General features: G+C 63.1%; 13 protein-coding genes. 7 read left to right on the top strand and 6 right to left on the bottom strand.

Going from position 1 to position 15415, the window contains the following annotated elements; translation table 11 throughout:
* Positions 1–702: 702 nt before the first annotated feature.
* The 4 genes from ABD283_RS02985 (at position 703) to ABD283_RS02970 (ending at position 3287) form a co-directional block, all read left to right on the top strand.
* Positions 703–1053, top strand: coding sequence for a DUF2200 domain-containing protein (locus ABD283_RS02985; RefSeq protein WP_344223559.1), 351 nt, complete (start codon positions 703–705; stop codon positions 1051–1053).
* Between the two features lie 26 nt (positions 1054–1079).
* Entirely contained in the window at positions 1080–1754 is a 675-nt protein-coding gene (locus tag ABD283_RS02980; protein ID WP_344223558.1) for a DUF899 domain-containing protein, read from the top strand.
* 92 nt (positions 1755–1846) lie between these two features.
* On the top strand, positions 1847–2965 hold the full coding sequence (locus ABD283_RS02975) for a PQQ-dependent sugar dehydrogenase (protein ID WP_344223557.1): 1119 nt from the start codon (positions 1847–1849) through the stop codon (positions 2963–2965).
* 124 nt (positions 2966–3089) lie between these two features.
* A complete protein-coding gene (locus ABD283_RS02970; protein WP_129702357.1) occupies positions 3090–3287 on the top strand; it encodes a hypothetical protein in 198 nt (65 codons plus the stop codon).
* 36 nt (positions 3288–3323) lie between these two features.
* Here the strand turns inward: ABD283_RS02970 and ABD283_RS02965 are convergent, their stop codons facing one another.
* From ABD283_RS02965 to ABD283_RS02955, 3 genes are read right to left on the bottom strand one after another with little or no spacing between them, the layout of a single operon-like run.
* Complete coding sequence (locus ABD283_RS02965; protein WP_344223565.1) at positions 3324–4307, bottom strand: ArsA family ATPase; 984 nt, start codon at positions 4305–4307, stop codon at positions 3324–3326.
* Positions 4298–4642: a cory-CC-star protein gene (locus tag ABD283_RS02960; protein WP_344223556.1), complete on the bottom strand. Its 345-nt coding sequence runs from the start codon at positions 4640–4642 to the stop codon at positions 4298–4300. The genes ABD283_RS02965 and ABD283_RS02960 overlap by 10 nt, the downstream gene beginning before the upstream one ends.
* Complete coding sequence (locus tag ABD283_RS02955) at positions 4626–6341, bottom strand: carbon starvation CstA family protein (protein ID WP_129702355.1); 1716 nt, start codon at positions 6339–6341, stop codon at positions 4626–4628. The genes ABD283_RS02960 and ABD283_RS02955 overlap by 17 nt, the downstream gene beginning before the upstream one ends.
* 214 nt (positions 6342–6555) lie before the next feature.
* Between ABD283_RS02955 and ABD283_RS02950 the strand changes: the two genes are divergently transcribed.
* Positions 6556–7197: a pyroglutamyl-peptidase I gene (locus tag ABD283_RS02950; RefSeq protein ID WP_344223555.1), complete on the top strand. Its 642-nt coding sequence runs from the start codon at positions 6556–6558 to the stop codon at positions 7195–7197.
* Here ABD283_RS02950 and ABD283_RS02945 read toward each other — a convergent pair.
* Complete coding sequence (locus tag ABD283_RS02945) at positions 7181–8536, bottom strand: AI-2E family transporter (protein ID WP_344223554.1); 1356 nt, start codon at positions 8534–8536, stop codon at positions 7181–7183. The genes ABD283_RS02950 and ABD283_RS02945 overlap by 17 nt on opposite strands.
* 624 nt (positions 8537–9160) lie before the next feature.
* Here ABD283_RS02945 and ABD283_RS02940 point away from each other — a divergent pair.
* Entirely contained in the window at positions 9161–13120 is a 3960-nt protein-coding gene (locus tag ABD283_RS02940; RefSeq protein WP_344223552.1) for a Pls/PosA family non-ribosomal peptide synthetase, read from the top strand.
* Positions 13117–14526, top strand: coding sequence for a heparan-alpha-glucosaminide N-acetyltransferase domain-containing protein (locus tag ABD283_RS02935; RefSeq protein WP_344223551.1), 1410 nt, complete (start codon positions 13117–13119; stop codon positions 14524–14526). Before ABD283_RS02940 ends, ABD283_RS02935 begins: the two co-directional genes overlap by 4 nt.
* Positions 14527–14638: 112 nt before the next feature.
* Here the strand turns inward: ABD283_RS02935 and ABD283_RS02930 are convergent, their stop codons facing one another.
* Positions 14639–15007: a hypothetical protein gene (locus ABD283_RS02930; protein ID WP_344223550.1), complete on the bottom strand. Its 369-nt coding sequence runs from the start codon at positions 15005–15007 to the stop codon at positions 14639–14641.
* Positions 14983–15402: a hypothetical protein gene (locus ABD283_RS02925; protein WP_344223549.1), complete on the bottom strand. Its 420-nt coding sequence runs from the start codon at positions 15400–15402 to the stop codon at positions 14983–14985. The genes ABD283_RS02930 and ABD283_RS02925 overlap by 25 nt, the downstream gene beginning before the upstream one ends.
* Positions 15403–15415: the final 13 nt, after the last annotated feature.

Genomic DNA, 15415 nt, shown 5'->3' with positions numbered 1-15415 from the left:
GAGCAGCCTGCTCGAGCATTGACATCAATTTCCAGATAGAAATCCCTCTACAAAACTCGGGGCTTGACAACCCGGACCCTTATTTGGGGGTCCGGGTTTTTTGCTGTCCGGATGGTGGTCTTGGGGGGCGTCCGATGGGTTGGTTGAACCGTCCTGGGTTTTGTTCCGGCCCATCATTGAGAGGATTGGACAAATGCCTCAGAAGCATTGAGAGGCGTCCCCTGCCCGTGTAGAACGGATGGTCCTTGATCGGCTTGAGCACGATGATGTTCCTAGTCGGTATGTGGTGATCACGACAACCGCCCGCGAGGTTGAACATTGCGGTAGAGACCCTGCGACGATGGGTCGAACAAGCAGAGATCAACGCGGGTAAATCCCCGGGGGGTCTCCAGCGACGCCCACGCCGGAATCCGCCGATTCTGACGAGAGACCTCGTCAACTGCGGCGGGCCAAAGCCACCGGCCACAGGGGTGCGATCACTATCTTGATCAACGAGCCGTTGCAGCAGATGGACTCGTAACAACCGGACCGCAGCCTCCAGTCCAGTTCGCTCGTGCGACGCTCGGCATGCTCGAACTCATGTCCGATAAAGTGCTCGAAGCTTACGAAGCCCTGTTCCACCGAGGTGATCCGTCAGCATTCCCGGTGCTGATGTCCATCTAAACTCGGAGCGATCCCGCCGCTCAAATCTCAGAGGACCCCATGGCCCAGCACCGCATCTACACCACCAGCTTCGCCAGCGTATACCCGCACTACGTCACCAAGGCGGAGCGCAAGAACCGCACTAAAGCGGAGGTCGACCAGATCATCCGTTGGCTCACCGGCTACTCCCCCGAGCAGCTCCAAACCCAGCTCGACAACGACGTCGATTTCCAGACCTTCTTCGCCGATGCCCCGGCCATGAACACTAACCGCGCTCTCATCAAGGGAGTAGTGTGCGGTGTACGCGTCGAAGACATCGAAGAACCCCTCATGCAGGAAATCCGTTACTTGGACAAGCTCATCGATGAGCTCGCTAAGGGCAAGGCAATGGAGAAGATCCTGCGCAGTTAGCTCAACCTGAGTGAAGAGTCCGACCAATGACTACCAACGACAACTGGCCTCCGATCGTCGACCGCCATACGTGGAACGACGCCCGAGCGGTCCTGCTGCAGCAAGAAAAAGCTCTCACCCGCATGAAGGACTCGATCAGCGCGGCTCGTCGCCGAATGCCCATGGTCGAGGTGAGAGCTGATTATGCGTTCGAAGGGCCAGAAGGCACCGTCACTCTGCTCGACCTTTTCGACGAACGCCCACAGCTGATCGTCCAACACTTCATGTTCGGCCCGGATTGGCAGGAAGGGTGCGATGGCTGTTCGATGATGGCCGAGCACATCGGCCCCCTGTCTCACCTTCACGCGCGTCGAACCTCATTCGTCCTCGCTTCACGAGCACCGTTGGATCGACTGCTGGACTTCCGCCAGCGGATGGGATGGGACCTCCCCTGGTACTCAACCGTCGGAGACGAGTTCAACACTGATTTCGGAGCCACAGTGGACGGCGAAGAACGACAAGCGGTCAGCGTCTTCCTCCGCAAGGGTGACCGCGTCTTCCACACCTGGTCCACGCAGGGACGTGGGGAAGAGACGTTCATGCAGGTCTTCGATCTGCTGGACCTCACCCCTTACGGACGCCAGGAAGACTGGGAAAACTCACCGGCCGGCACCCCGCAGGACCCGACCTATTCGTGGATGCGGCTCAGCGACAGTTACTGATCCCGGAAGCGTTCGAGCTGTCCGATTTACCTCTCAACGCCGCCTGCCAGCACTACACTCGGAACACGCCTGGGCCCCGGAAGGACCGCAGCATGGTTCCCACATCGCGCACCACATCCACCGCCATTCTCTTGAGCGGTTTGCTCCTTCTGACCTCCTGCGGTGATAACGGCGACCAGCCGCCCGAGCCCGCCCCCAGCGAGACGCCCGTAGCGGCGTCGTCAATGGGCGAACCGGAGACCGTGGCCGAGAATCTGGACGCACCCTGGTCTATCGCCTTCTACAACGGCACTCCCCTGGTCAGCGAGCGCGATTCGGCCCGGATCCTCGAACTCGACGACGCCGGCCAAGCTCGTGAGGTCACGGTGGTTGAGGACGCCGCACCGCGCGGCGAAGGCGGCCTGCTGGGCCTGGCCGTCCACGAGAACTACCTCTATGCGTATTTCACGGCCGAGAACGAGAACCGCATCGAGCGATTCAGTATCTCCGGCGACCCGGGCAGTCTCACGCTGGGCAACGCCGAAATAATCCTGGACGGCATCCCTGCGGGTAGTACCCACAACGGCGGGCGCCTTGCCCGCGGCCCGGACAACATGCTTTACGCAACGGCAGGAGACGCCGGTAATCGCGAGGACGCTCAGGACCGAGAATCACTGTCCGGAAAGATCCTGCGCCTGACCCCGGAGGGTGAGATACCGGAGGACAATCCGTTCCCCGATTCCCCGGTCTACAGCTACGGGCACCGCAACCCGCAGGGGCTGGCTTGGGCGCAGGGCGGCACGATGTACGCCAGCGAGTTCGGTCAGAACACGTGGGACGAGCTCAACGTGATCGAATCCGGCGGCAACTACGGCTGGCCGGAGGTCGAAGGCATGGGCGACAACGATGAGTACATCAACCCCGTCCAACAGTGGGAACCGTCAGAGGCAAGCCCCAGCGGGATAGCCATCCTGGGCAACTCTCTCTTCATGGCCAATCTGCGCGGCGCACGGCTCCACGAGATTCCTCTAGAGAACACATCCTACTCCGTGGCGCATTTAATCGATGAGTACGGGCGCCTCCGAGATGTCACCGATGCCCCGGACGGTTCCCTGTGGGTGATGACCAACAACACGGACGGGCGCGGCAACCCCGCACCGGAGGATGACCGGATCCTGAGCTTCACCCCGGAAACCGACCAGTCCTCCGGGGATGAATCGCCCGGAAGCTAACCTCGCCCGGCACACGCACCCCGGGTCCGCGGACCCTTATATGACGAACGGTTGCGGAAACCTTGGATCACACCCTCGCAGCGGCCAAGCTGGACTCAAGAAAGAACCCCATGGAAGGCCTGTCATGACCTCATCCGCCATTCGCCCCGCAACCCACCAGGTGCCGCCGCTCAGCGGTACGAAGCCGCTCGGCACCCTGCGTGCGCGGCTCCGCGAGTTCTTCACGGCATCCAGGTTCACCGCGCAACGCGCTGCCCAGGACCAGCCGCAATTGGCCGCGGTCGATCACCTGCGTGTGGCGGACACCGGTTCCTGGGTCTGAACCACCAACCGCGTGCGGTCCAGCGGCTCAATGCCATCAGGCCAACAGGTCCGCAAACTTCCCGATTGCCTGTTCACCCATGAGCTCTCCGGGCAACAACGGCAACTCCGTGCTGGGTAGTGCTTTCAGCTCGGATGTCATCAACTCCAGAGCCGAGGCCTCCAGCTCCCGGCGCCCCGCGAGGAACTCCCCCGCATCCGCCGGCGAGCGCCTGTTGACCACCAGCCCACCCACGTTCACTCCGGCGGTTTTCAACTGATCGTAGAGCTGCGCCGATTCCAGCACCGGCATCCGTTCGGCGTTGGTTACGATCACGAACGACACCAACGATGCATCCCGCAGTGTGTCCCGCAGCGTCTCGAAACGAGACTGACGCCGCAGAAGGATCCGCCGGATCCGGAGATCCCGCTCGATCAACGGATCCTGGCCACGAGTCTCCACCAGGTGATCCCGGTTGGTGTCGTGCTCGAGACCCCGAACGGCGGCGGCGAACTTCTCCGACTTCTGCCGGTTCCGCAGCAGCCCCTCGACCCAGGAATTCATGATCTCCGGCAGTGCCATCAACCGCGCCGTGTGCCCCGACGGCGCCGTATCGAACACCACCAAGTCGAAATCGCGCAGTCCAAGAACCAGAAGGTCCGCGATCCGTTCCAGGATCGCGGCCTCGTGCGTCCCCGGGGCCTGCCGGGACAACTCCAGATGCCGCTTCACCTCACCGCGCAGGTTCTCCGGCATCACCGAGTAGAGGGTCTCCCCCACTGCTGCCAGGTGTTCCTCCACCGTGGCCTCGGGGTCGATCTCCGTCCCGTACAGGTTCTCCCGCAGCTCCACGATGTCCGCGCCAATGGACTGCTGCCACAGGTGCCCCAGATTGTGCGCGGGGTCGGTGGACACGATCAGAACACGGCGGCCGGCGCGGGCGGCCGCGAGCGCCGTCGTCGAGGCTACGGAAGTCTTACCCACTCCACCTTTGCCACCGAAGAACAAGGCGCGGCGTGACTGTGCGAGGTTCAGCAGCATGAGATCTCGTTCAATGGTGAGCGTTCCATGCCCATGCGTGTGTGCCATTCATGGAAGTTTTCGTAAACCACGGGGAGCAGCTCCAAAGTGTAGTAGCTCGCGGGATTGGGAAGTCCGAGCGCTTCGGACAACACGAGCATCATGAACAAGTCGTCCTGATCGCGCTTGGCGCGTTGGAAGGAGCGCCGGTAGGGGGCTGCGTAAAAATCCTGCAACCCCGCCGAAAACCGGCGCCCCAGCTCAGCCAACCGGGACCGCCCCGGCCGTTCCTCCCCACTCGAGGGAGGACCGGAACCGGAGCGGGCGGCGTCGTGCGAGTTATCGGCGCTGGGCACCGCTGTGCTCCTCGGCCAACTGGGGATCGTCCGTGAGGTCCGGTCCTTCCTTGCGGGCCTTGCCGATTGCCATCGCGGATTCGAAGATCACCCAGATGGAGGCCACCAGGATGATGATGTCCAGCACCACGAGCAGCCAGTTGCCGGCCGCGTAGAACTGGCCCAGCTGCACAATGAGTGCGTAGACAGTCATGACCAGCACGAAGACCAGCGGGATCACCACCGGGAGGATCGTGCGGCGCAGGCGCACAAGCATCACGGTGATGATGGCCAGGGTGAGCGCGGCCATCAGCTGGTTGGTGGTACCGAACAGCGGCCAGATCACCATGCCGCCCGCACCGGAACCGGTGATGTCAGCGCCGAACGCCAAGCCCATGCCGCACACCAACACGATGATCGTGGCAACCACGGTGTTGACCTTGAACTTCATGAGGCCGCCGATTTCCTCGACCACGTATCGCTGCAGACGCACGCCGGTGTCCATGGTGGTTGCGGCGAACAGCACGGCCATGGTTGCGAGCACGGTTGCCGAGAGGGACTCGGGCAGGCCGATTCCGCTGTTTAGAATCGAACCACCGGCTTGCACGAAGGCGACGACGCCGCCCTGGTTGAACGCGGAGTAGGTCTCCTCCCAGCTCGCGAGCGATTCGAAGCCGGCGGTCACGGCGATGATCGTACCGAGTGCCAGCAAGCCTTCGCCCACAGCACCGAAGTAGCCGACAAATCGAGCGTCGGTTTCCTTGTCCAATTGCTTGGAGGAAGTGCCCGAGGCGACCATGCCGTGGAAGCCGGAGATCGCACCACAGGCAATGGTCACGAACAGCAGGGGAACGATGCTCGGGGTGTCCGGCGGAAGGTTGTTGTTGTAGGCCGGCGCCACGATGGTGGGGTTGGACAGCAAGATCGCTCCGTAGAGCAGTCCCAGACCGATGAACAGCTGCAGACCGTTGATGTAGTCACGCGGCTGCAGCAGCATCCACACCGGCAGCAGGGACGCAATGCCCGCGTACACGAAGAGAATCAGGACCCAGAACGCCCCGGCGGACATGCCCATGATGGTGTCCGGCAGCGAGATGGGGAAACGATCGCCCACCAGGATCAGTGCGTACAGCGCTACGACTCCCACGATCGAAACGACCACCAGGTTCCACTTGAACTTGTAGATCGCCTGACCGATGAGCAGCGCCACCACAATGGCGCCCCACACCGGGATCACGGAGGTCGGCTGGCTTACCAGCAGATTGGAGATCACCGTGGCGAAGGCCGCGTTGACCATCAGCAGGAGCAGGAAGATCACGACCAGGAACAGGTTGCGACCACGGTTACCGATGTAGCGACCGGACAGCGTGCCGATCGACTGCCCCTTGTTCCGGATGGAGGCCCACAGGGCACCCAGGTCATGCATACCCGCGAAAAACACGGTGCCGAGCGTGACCCAGAGGAAGGCCGGAGCCCAGCCCCAGATCACGGCCACGGCCGGACCGACAATGGGTGCCGCACCGGCCACGGAGGTGAAGTGGTGACCCCACAACACGTACTTATTGGTTGGGACAAAGTCCACTCCGTCCTGGAACTCATGGGCGGGAGTGACATTGGCGTCGTTGAGGCGGTAGAGCTTCCCGCCAATGAACTTGGAGTACAAAAGGTACCCGGCAAGGATGATGGCTAAGCCGATCAGTGTCAGAACTATGGAGTTCATCTCAGCAAGCCCTTCTGCAGGGACCTGATTCGCACGAACGGCGCTGTCCCGGCTGTCGTGTGTTTGATGGGGAAGATGTGCCGGGCCGCAGGATCGAGCGGCTTACGCAATCCCCCATAGTCTAAACACCTGTGAGGTGCCTAACACATTGGTGCAGGCTCGCTGGTGTGTCGTCATCACTCGAGGCCCACGCGCCTGCCGTTACCGTGGACCCATGAAAATCCTCGTGACCGGGTTCGAGCCCTTCGGCCAAGACACCGAGAACGCCAGCGGCGCGGTGGTAGAGAGGCTGCGTGGCTTCGAGTGGGACCCGGGGCTCGAGGTCGTCACCAGCATCCTCCCGGTCACCTGGTCCGGTTCGGCCCCCGCCCTTCTGCGGGCTATCGAAACGCACCGCCCCAACGCCGTTCTCGCCCTTGGTGAGGCCGGCGGCCGCGCCGCAGTAACACCCGAGCGACGCGCCAGGAACATTGGTCACGGTCGCATTCCCGATAACGACGGTGCCCCGCGGCCTGCCGCGCCCCTGGACGAGGGCCCCGAATTCCTCGAGTCCCGCATCGACCCCGCATCACTGGTGGCAGCGATCAGATCCGTGAGCGTACCCGCCGAGGTTTCTGACGATGCCGGGGCTTTCCTGTGCAATGCGGTATATCGGGCATTGCTGCACGAAACCAACCTGCCCGGAACGTTCATCCACGTTCCGGCCGTCCGATCGCAAGGATCCGCCACGGTGGGCCGTGAAACGGACCCGGACGCGGCGTCGTCGTCGTCAACGATTTTGACGATCGATCAGCTGACGGACGCGGTGGCCGCCAGTGTCAAAGCGGTGGCAGAACTCCTCAGGCCCGCTGTCTGACATGCTCGCCGCCGGCGGCAGGCTCGGCATCGTCCGTGGGGGTCGACCCCGAAGGATCGGGTTTCTGCGGCAGGTAGTCCTTCTTCCGGGATGAGATCAGCGCGTTGATCCATCGCGCGTTCGGGTCTGCGTCAACCAGGAGGGCTTTCAGGAACAACGTGGCCGGCAGCGCCACGAGCGCACCGAGCCAGCCGAGAATCATGTACCAGAACATCAGCGACAGGAACGACATGGTGGGCGTGACGCCCACGGACTCGCCCGTGAACTTGGGTTGGATCACCGACTGCACGGTGAAGTTCAGCACGCTGTAAGCGGCCACCACGGCCAGCATGGCGACCCAACCGTCGTCGAGAAGCGCCAGGATGGCCGGCGGAATCATGCCCAGCACCAAGCCGATGTTCGGAATGTAATTGGTGATGAAGGCCAGGATGCCCCAGACCCAGATCAGCTGCACCCCGATGATCTGCAGAGCCAGGACGTCCAAGAGGGCCACGATCAGGCCGAACACCGTGGTCACCACCCAGTACCGGCGCACCCCCTGAGCGAAATCAACCATGGCCCCGGCAATGTGTGGGCGATCCTCGGCCAACCTGGTCAGTCTCCGACCCGTGGTCGCGGAGTCCATGCTGAGGAAAAACACGCCCATGACAAGAGTGGCCAGCAAACCCATGATCGCGGAGACGTTGCTGAGGATCGGTGTCACCAGGCTCATGATGTTTCCGGCCGTCACACCCTGAAGACTGGATTCCACCATGTCAGTGGAAATTCCGAGGGTTGCCAAGGCACCAACGGACTCGTCGATCAACCGTGCAAATTCGTCCTGGTAATGAGGTAGCTCATTCACCAACTCCGCCACTGACCACGCGCCCATTGCCGTGAACAACACGAGCACACCGAGCACCACTAGGAGAGCTATCGCGGCCGCAGCAATGCGCGGCATCCTGGCCGAAAGCCATCGCTGCAGCGGGTACACCACGATCAGGAGATTCAGGCCCAGAAAGATCGGCGCCACGATGTCTTGCGCACCCTGCAGTCCCGCCAACAGGATCAGCAGGCCCGCAATGCCCACCGTGATGGCCAGGAACCGCGGTACGTGTACCGAGTTCACGGGTGCGTTGACCGGCGGCGGTGTCTCGTCGGGTGGCTGCAGTTCAGAGGGGTCTTCACTGTCTGTACGGAGCACTTCCGTCGTCGACATACCACGCGCTTCCACGCCGCCCGCTTGCTCGCGATCATCGACGCCGCTGGCGCCCTCGTCGGGTTCTCCGACCTCAATATCACCCTCCGCTCGCGCCTGGTCAAGGAACAGGGCGGCATCCCCGGATGATCGGTGACTCATAGCGCCCATACAGCAAACCCTCACTCGTCCACGCGCCGGCAATCTGCTGCAGTCTAGGAATCGAGGGCATCTCCCGGGTGAATTCCACGCGACGTGGGGGCCAACGCTGCCCCCTCGCAGTTAACATCTGCCGGACACCGCAGCCGGTTGGGCCACAGTCCGAGCAGGGCCCACTACACAGTGAGCAGGTTCACAACGCTAGCTAACCTAGCTACTCATGAGTAATTTCCGGATTGACGTGTCGAGACAGGAATACGGCCCAAGTGTCACCCGGAACTTAATCAAATCGTTAGATATTCCGATTGCAAACGCCCGATTAGGGCAGTTACGCTTAGAACACAAATGAACCAGCAGGGGGATGCTGGAGATCCATAGTGCGCGACAGCATGACGCGCTGCTCGTACGGTCGGGGGACCTGATCGAGCAATTTCATGACACCGGACTACCACCTTTTCCAGTGTGTAGTTTTGCACTCCCCTGCCTCACATGGTTCACACATGGGGGAGCTTTTCGTTGGACCGTCTTCATAAAAAAGATTCATCACAAAAATTAGAAAATATTACTGAAGTAGCGTCTGACCGGGCTGTTTATCCCGTCGAGACACCGCCGAAACCACGCACGCTGGTGGACATCGTACTGGACACGGTTGCCCAGTATCCGGATGCCATTGCTCTCGAGGACGAGCACGAACGCGTTCCCTACGGCGAGCTGGAAGCGCGCATTGAAACGCACGTTCAGCGGCTGTGGGACATCGGCGTGGGACGCGGTGACCGCGTGGGCATTCGCGTGCCCTCCGGTGGCTCTGACCTGTACGTTGCCATCCTTGCCACACTGTTCGCGGGTGCCGCCTATGTGCCGGTCGATTGGGACGACCCGGACGAGCGTGCCAACACGGTGTGGGAAGAAGCCGGCGTGGCCGCGATCTTCGGCCGAGACCTGGAACTGACCCGTGTGGAGAGCATCGAGACCACCGGGGACACCGAGCCGCCGCGCACCCAGGACGATGCGTGGATCATCTTCACCTCGGGCTCCACCGGAAAGCCCAAGGGTGTGGCGATCACCCATCGTTCCGCCGCGGCGCTCGTCGACGCGGAAGCAAAAATGTACCTGCAGAAGCGTCCCATGGGGCCCGGAGACCGCGTCATGGCAGGCCTGTCGGTCGCCTTCGACGCGTCCTGCGAAGAGATGTGGCTGGCATGGCGTTACGGCGCCACGCTGGTACCGGCCCCGCGCGACGTCGTTCGGTCCGGCCCCGATCTTGGCCGGTGGATCATCGACCACCGCATCACCGCTGTCTCCACCGTGCCCACGCTGGCATCGCTGTGGCCCAGCGAAGCCCTGGACACCGTGCGCTTGTTGATCTTCGGCGGTGAAGCATGCCCGCTGGAACTCACGCAACGTTTGGTCCGCCCCGGTCGCGAAGTCTGGAACACCTACGGCCCCACCGAGGCCACCGTGATCGGTTCGGGTTCCATCCTGACCGGTGACGCGCCCATTCGGATCGGGCTGCCCGTTCCCGGTTGGCAACTGGCCGTGGTCGATACCGAAGGTCAGCCCGTGGCCTGGGGCGAGACCGGTGAACTGATTATCGGCGGCGTGGGCCTGGGACGATACCTGGACCCCGCCAAGGACGCAGAGAAGTACGCCCCCCTGTCCTCCCTGGGCTGGGAACGCGCCTACCGCACCGGCGACATGGTCAAGGCCGACCAGGAGGGCCTCGTCTTCGCCGGACGCGTGGATGACCAGGTGAAGATCTCCGGTCGCCGCATGGAACTGGGGGAAATCGACGACTATATGACCGCCGTACCCGGCGTTCGAGCTGGTGCGTGCGCAGTGCACCCCACACCGGGTGGTGACAACATCATCGCCGGCTACCTGGTACCAGAATTCGAAGGTGCCGTTGATCTGGTGGCCGTGCGAGCATGGCTGTCCGAGCGCCTACCGGGCCAGATGGTCCCCGCGCTGTGCCTCATGGACGAGCTGCCGTTGAAGACCTCGGGCAAGGTGGACCGCAAGGCCCTGCCCTGGCCGATGCCCACGGACGGTGTCGATCAAAAACCCTCACTGGACCGCGATCTCGAATGGCTCGCGGAGCTGTGGGCGGATCAACTCGGCCCGCTTCCGTTCACGGCAGATAGTGACTTCTTCGCAATGGGCGGCAGCTCCGTGGGTGTCGCTCGCTTGGTCTCCGCGCTGCGTCAGAGTCACCCGGATACGGAGATCGCTCGGATCTACGCAGATCCCACCCTTCGAGGCATGGCCGACTATCTGGAAACACTCGAGGCCTCCCAGGACTCCAAACGCGATCCCGCGCCGTTGCCCGCCTGGACCGGCTGGGTTCAGGGTGCATTCCTGGCTGCGCTGTGCGTGGCCAATGGTCTGCGCTACGTGGTGGGTTCACTCATCGTCGTGTGGATCCTCGCGGTGATCGTGGGTGCCGGTTGGGTGCCCACTCCCCCGCTGCTGCCGCTGATTATCGGCTGGCTCGTGATGTTCTCACTTCCCGGCCGTGTGCTCGTGGGATCCGCCTTCGTACGACTGTTGACCGCCGGGCTCAAACCCGGTCACTATCCACGCGGCAAGTGGAATCACCTGCGGGTGTGGGCTGCCGAGCGCCTGGTCGTGTTCAACAAGTATGAGGTCCTGCTGGGCACTCCCATGGCCCGCACTCTCCATCGTCTTTTCGGCAACAAGGTGGGCCGCGACGCGCACCTGCATCACATGCCGCCCGTGACCGGTTTGGTCTCGATCGGTGAAGGTGCGACCGTTGAGTTCGAAGCGGACCTCGCCGGTTACTGGCTCGACGGGGACACGTTCCACGTGGGCGCGATCGACGTCGGCGCGCACTCGCGCGTCGGCACGCGCACACTCGTCGATCCCGGAGCCCGCGTGGGCGCCCGGGCAGAAGTTCTGCCCGGTTCACACGTGACCGGCACCGTTCCCGATGGCGAACTGTGGGGTGGTTCCCCCATGTATCACCGCGGCGCCGCCGCCCAGACCTGGCCCGACGTCGCCCCGGACACCGTGGCCGGGCTGCCCACCTGGACCAAATTCCAGTCCCATCTCGCCTATACCGGCGGCGCGGCCATCATTGGGCTATTGCCGATCCTGGCCATCATTCCCGGCGCGCTCCTGATTCTCCCGCAGGTCATTGGCATTGAGTTCTACGAACTCGTGATCCCGATCCTCGCCCTGTGGGTGCCGCTATTCGTCATTATGACCGCGGCCGTCTGGCTGCTGCTCGTGGTGGGATGCGTGCGGTTGGTGGCCGGGCTCATCAACCCGGGGTACTTCCCGCAGAACGGTTCGGTCGGCTGGGCCACCTGGTTCACCGAGACCCTGATGCAGCGCACGCTGATCTCCACCTACCCGATCTACGCCTCGTGCGTCACCCCGCTGTTCTTGCGTTTGCTGGGTGCGCGTGTGGGTCGATCGGTGGAGATCTCCACCGCGGAGACCATCCCGCACTTGACCTCGCTGAAGGACGGCGCGTTCCTCGCGGACCATTCACTCGTGGCCTCCCACCGGTCCGGTTTCGGCTGGGTCCACCTGGGAACTTCTGTGATCGGTGAACGCACATTCGTGGGTAACTCCGCGATCGTGGGTCCGGACCGCGACCTCCCCGAGGACGCCCTGGTGGCCGTGCTCAGCTCCGCGCCCCACAAAGCTCCGATCGGTTCGTCGTGGCTCGGCCGCCGGGCCCAACCCATTGCACGTGCCCACACCGAGGCCGATGAGTCAGCTACCTTCCGCCCGCCCCGCCGTCTCCAGGCAGCACGCGGATTCGTGGAAGCGTTCCGCATGGTTCCGGCCATGGTCTCCGCATGGATCGATCTGATGATCGTGTACGCCTTGACCAGCATCTACATGAGTTACGGAATGGGGATGCAGGGGCTGCTTTACGCCGCTCTGTGGTCCGGTGTGGTCCTGCTTGCCGCCAGTACTTTGGCGTGTTTGGTCCCCGTGATCGTCAAGTGGGCTCTCATGGGCCGCTTCCGCACCGGCGAGCGCCCGCTGTTCAGCTCGTTCGTGTGGCGCAATGAGTTGGCGGACGTGTTCTCCGAGTCCCTGGCCGTACCATCCCTGATTCGACTCAGCGTGGGTTCCCCGTTGTTCAACGCCTGGTCCCGTCTGATGGGCGCCCGCGTGGAACGCGGTGTGTGGTGCGAGACCTGGTGGCTGCCCGAGTTCGACCTGATCACCTTGGAAGAAGGCGTGTCCGTCAACCGCGGCACCGTGCTGCAGACCCACCTGTTCCACGACCGCATCATGCGGTTGGAGCCGGTGACCATGCGTCGCGGTTCCACGTTGGGCCCCAACAGCTTTGTGCTGCCCGGCGCCACGATCGAAGAGCGCTCCACGGTGGGCCCCGGCTCCCTGGTCATGCGTCAGGAAACCGTGCCGGCCAACGGCAACTGGGGCGGTAACCCTATCCGCCACCTCGAACCCGGTGACCAGGCCATCAGCAACCAGGTCATTCCAGGACCGCCGGTTGCCGAGCACAATCAGCCCATCGTGTCCGTGACACCCACCACCACATCGCAGACGGTCTCGACTGCAACGCCCGAGGAGGCCACCCGATGAAAGAACAATTAGTGGATGAAATAGCCGAGGGCGACCTGATGCCGGGCGAACGTCCCCGCCCCGGTCAGCGTCCTCCGCGTGAGGTGTGGACCGGAGGCTCCGACAACGGTCGCGGGTCCAGCACCGAGGACGAGCATTGGAGCGAAAACGCCCCGATCGTTACCGCACCTCCCCGCGCCACGGCACCCACACCGCGGCAGGCAGCCGCAACACGCAACGTGGCCAGTGCTGACGGGCGGCGCACCAAGCGTCGCATCATGGGCGTCGACGCCGCTCGCGGCTTTGCGCTGATCGGCATGATCGCGGTCCACACGCTTCCAGCTTCCCAGGGCACCACTGACGACCCGTCGCTGGCCTGGGTACTGTTCGGCGGACACTCCGCCGCGCTGTTCGCAGTGCTTGCCGGTGTCAGTCTGGCGTTCCTCACCGGGGGACGGAACCCGCGCAAGGGCCTGGAGGGTAAGCGCGCTCGAGTGGGCATCGCGGTGCGCGCACTGTTGCTGTTCGCCATCGGGTTATTGCTCAACTTCTTGGACTTCCCGGCATTCAACATCCTCACCTACTACGGGGTGATGTTCCTCCTGGCCGTCCCCTTCACCATGATGTCGGTGCGGTGGCTACTGACCAGCTCGGCTCTCTTCATGCTGTTGGCCCCCGTGGTCATGCAGGCCTCCCTGGATGTCCTACCGGCACACGTGCACGCCAACGCCGATCTCGTGAACCTGGTCTCTGAACCCGGAACAGTTTTTGCTGAGCTTTTCCTGACGGGCACGTATCCCGCGCTGCCGTGGATGGCTTTCATTTGCCTGGGTCTGGCGCTGGGCAGAATGCCGCTGACCCGCGATCGAATCCAGATTCTTCTGGTGATCTTTGGGGCGGTCATCGCGGCCGTGGCCAAGGGCCTGTCCATGCTGATGCTGTTGCGCTTCGACGTGCGTGAAGCGTTGGTGGCGTCCACCCCGTGGCTGACGAGCAGAGATGTCATGGTCATCCAGAATTACGGCCCTGACCCCGAGCTTCCGACCACCACCTTGAGCTGGTTGCTGATCTCGGGCCCGCACACCAACACCCCGTTCGCCATTGCGGTGAGCGCGGGGCTGGCCATGGTCGCGCTGGGTGCTTTCCTGTTGATCTGCCGGTGGATCGGACGCTTCCTGGCTCCCCTGGGGGCCATGGGCTCCATGACGCTGACCCTTTACAGCGCTCACTTGGTGTTCCTGGCATTCGTGCCGATCAGCGAAACCCCGGTGTTCTGGTTGATCGTGCAGATCGCGGTGGCAGCGCTGGTGGCCACGGCGTGGCAACACGCAGCCGGCTCCGGCCCCCTCGAGCGGCTGGTCACCAAAACGTCCCGCGCGGCAGGACACACGTTGGTGCCCAACAAGAAGGTGGGTCCCCAACACTGACGCGGCAGGTGATTGCACAAAGTCCGGCGCACAACGGCAGCGCGTGAGCTTGTGGAAAGGCGAGAAACCCCGAGCGAATCATTCGCTCGGGGTTTCTCGCTCGGTCAATCGGTTACAGCATCCCCACCAGCACGCTTGCGACGATGATTGAGCCGGCGCTCACGGACGTGAAGCCACCAATGAGCATGGGTGGCAAGAGGTGGTTGCGCAGCGCGGCCGCTTCTTTTTCACCGCGGGCGGTCGAACGCACCACTTCTTGCACGATCAGATAATCGGCGGGGAATCCGTACATGGCGGTCAGAGCCACCGACATGCCCAATTTGGGATGCCAGCCCAACAGCTTGGTGACTATGGCACCACCGATCAGGATGCCCAGCATGCCGAATCCCAGGATCGCCAGAACGGGCAGCAGCGACGCGATCACGTCGTCCATGGACGCGGTCATGAGGGGAGCAATCACGATGCAAATGATGGCTGCCATGGCGATTCCAAAGCTGTTGCTGCGCTCCAGAACCCGGTCCGGGATGACAGGGATGCGGTCGAATCGGAGGGTGCGGAGGATCCCAACTGCTTCAAGTCACCCCGGTCGCGAAGTTTGAACGCGTAGGAACGCAACAAGTAGTTGGTCAGAGGCATCGAAGGCAATGACTGGAGCATCAGTACCAGGGAGGGCACCACGACCACGGCGGCGGCGATACCGGCCTCGGTGAGGCCCTGGGTGGTGAGCGAGGTGGAGATGATGCCACCCGCCAACGGGCCTGCACCACCCACCGCGTACTCGAATCCGAACAGCGGCGTGACAATGGCCAGCACCAGACCGACTCCCACGAGCATGCCGCCCAGCGCGATGACCACGGCTTTCCACTGCGCCTTCATGGTCGCCAGCGGA

The organism is Kocuria atrinae, assembly GCF_039531425.1.
GTDB classification, from domain to species: Bacteria; Actinomycetota; Actinomycetes; order Actinomycetales; family Micrococcaceae; genus Kocuria; species Kocuria atrinae.
The sequence above is the reverse complement of the archived record's forward strand: the minus strand, read 5'-3'. Positions and strand labels throughout refer to the sequence as shown.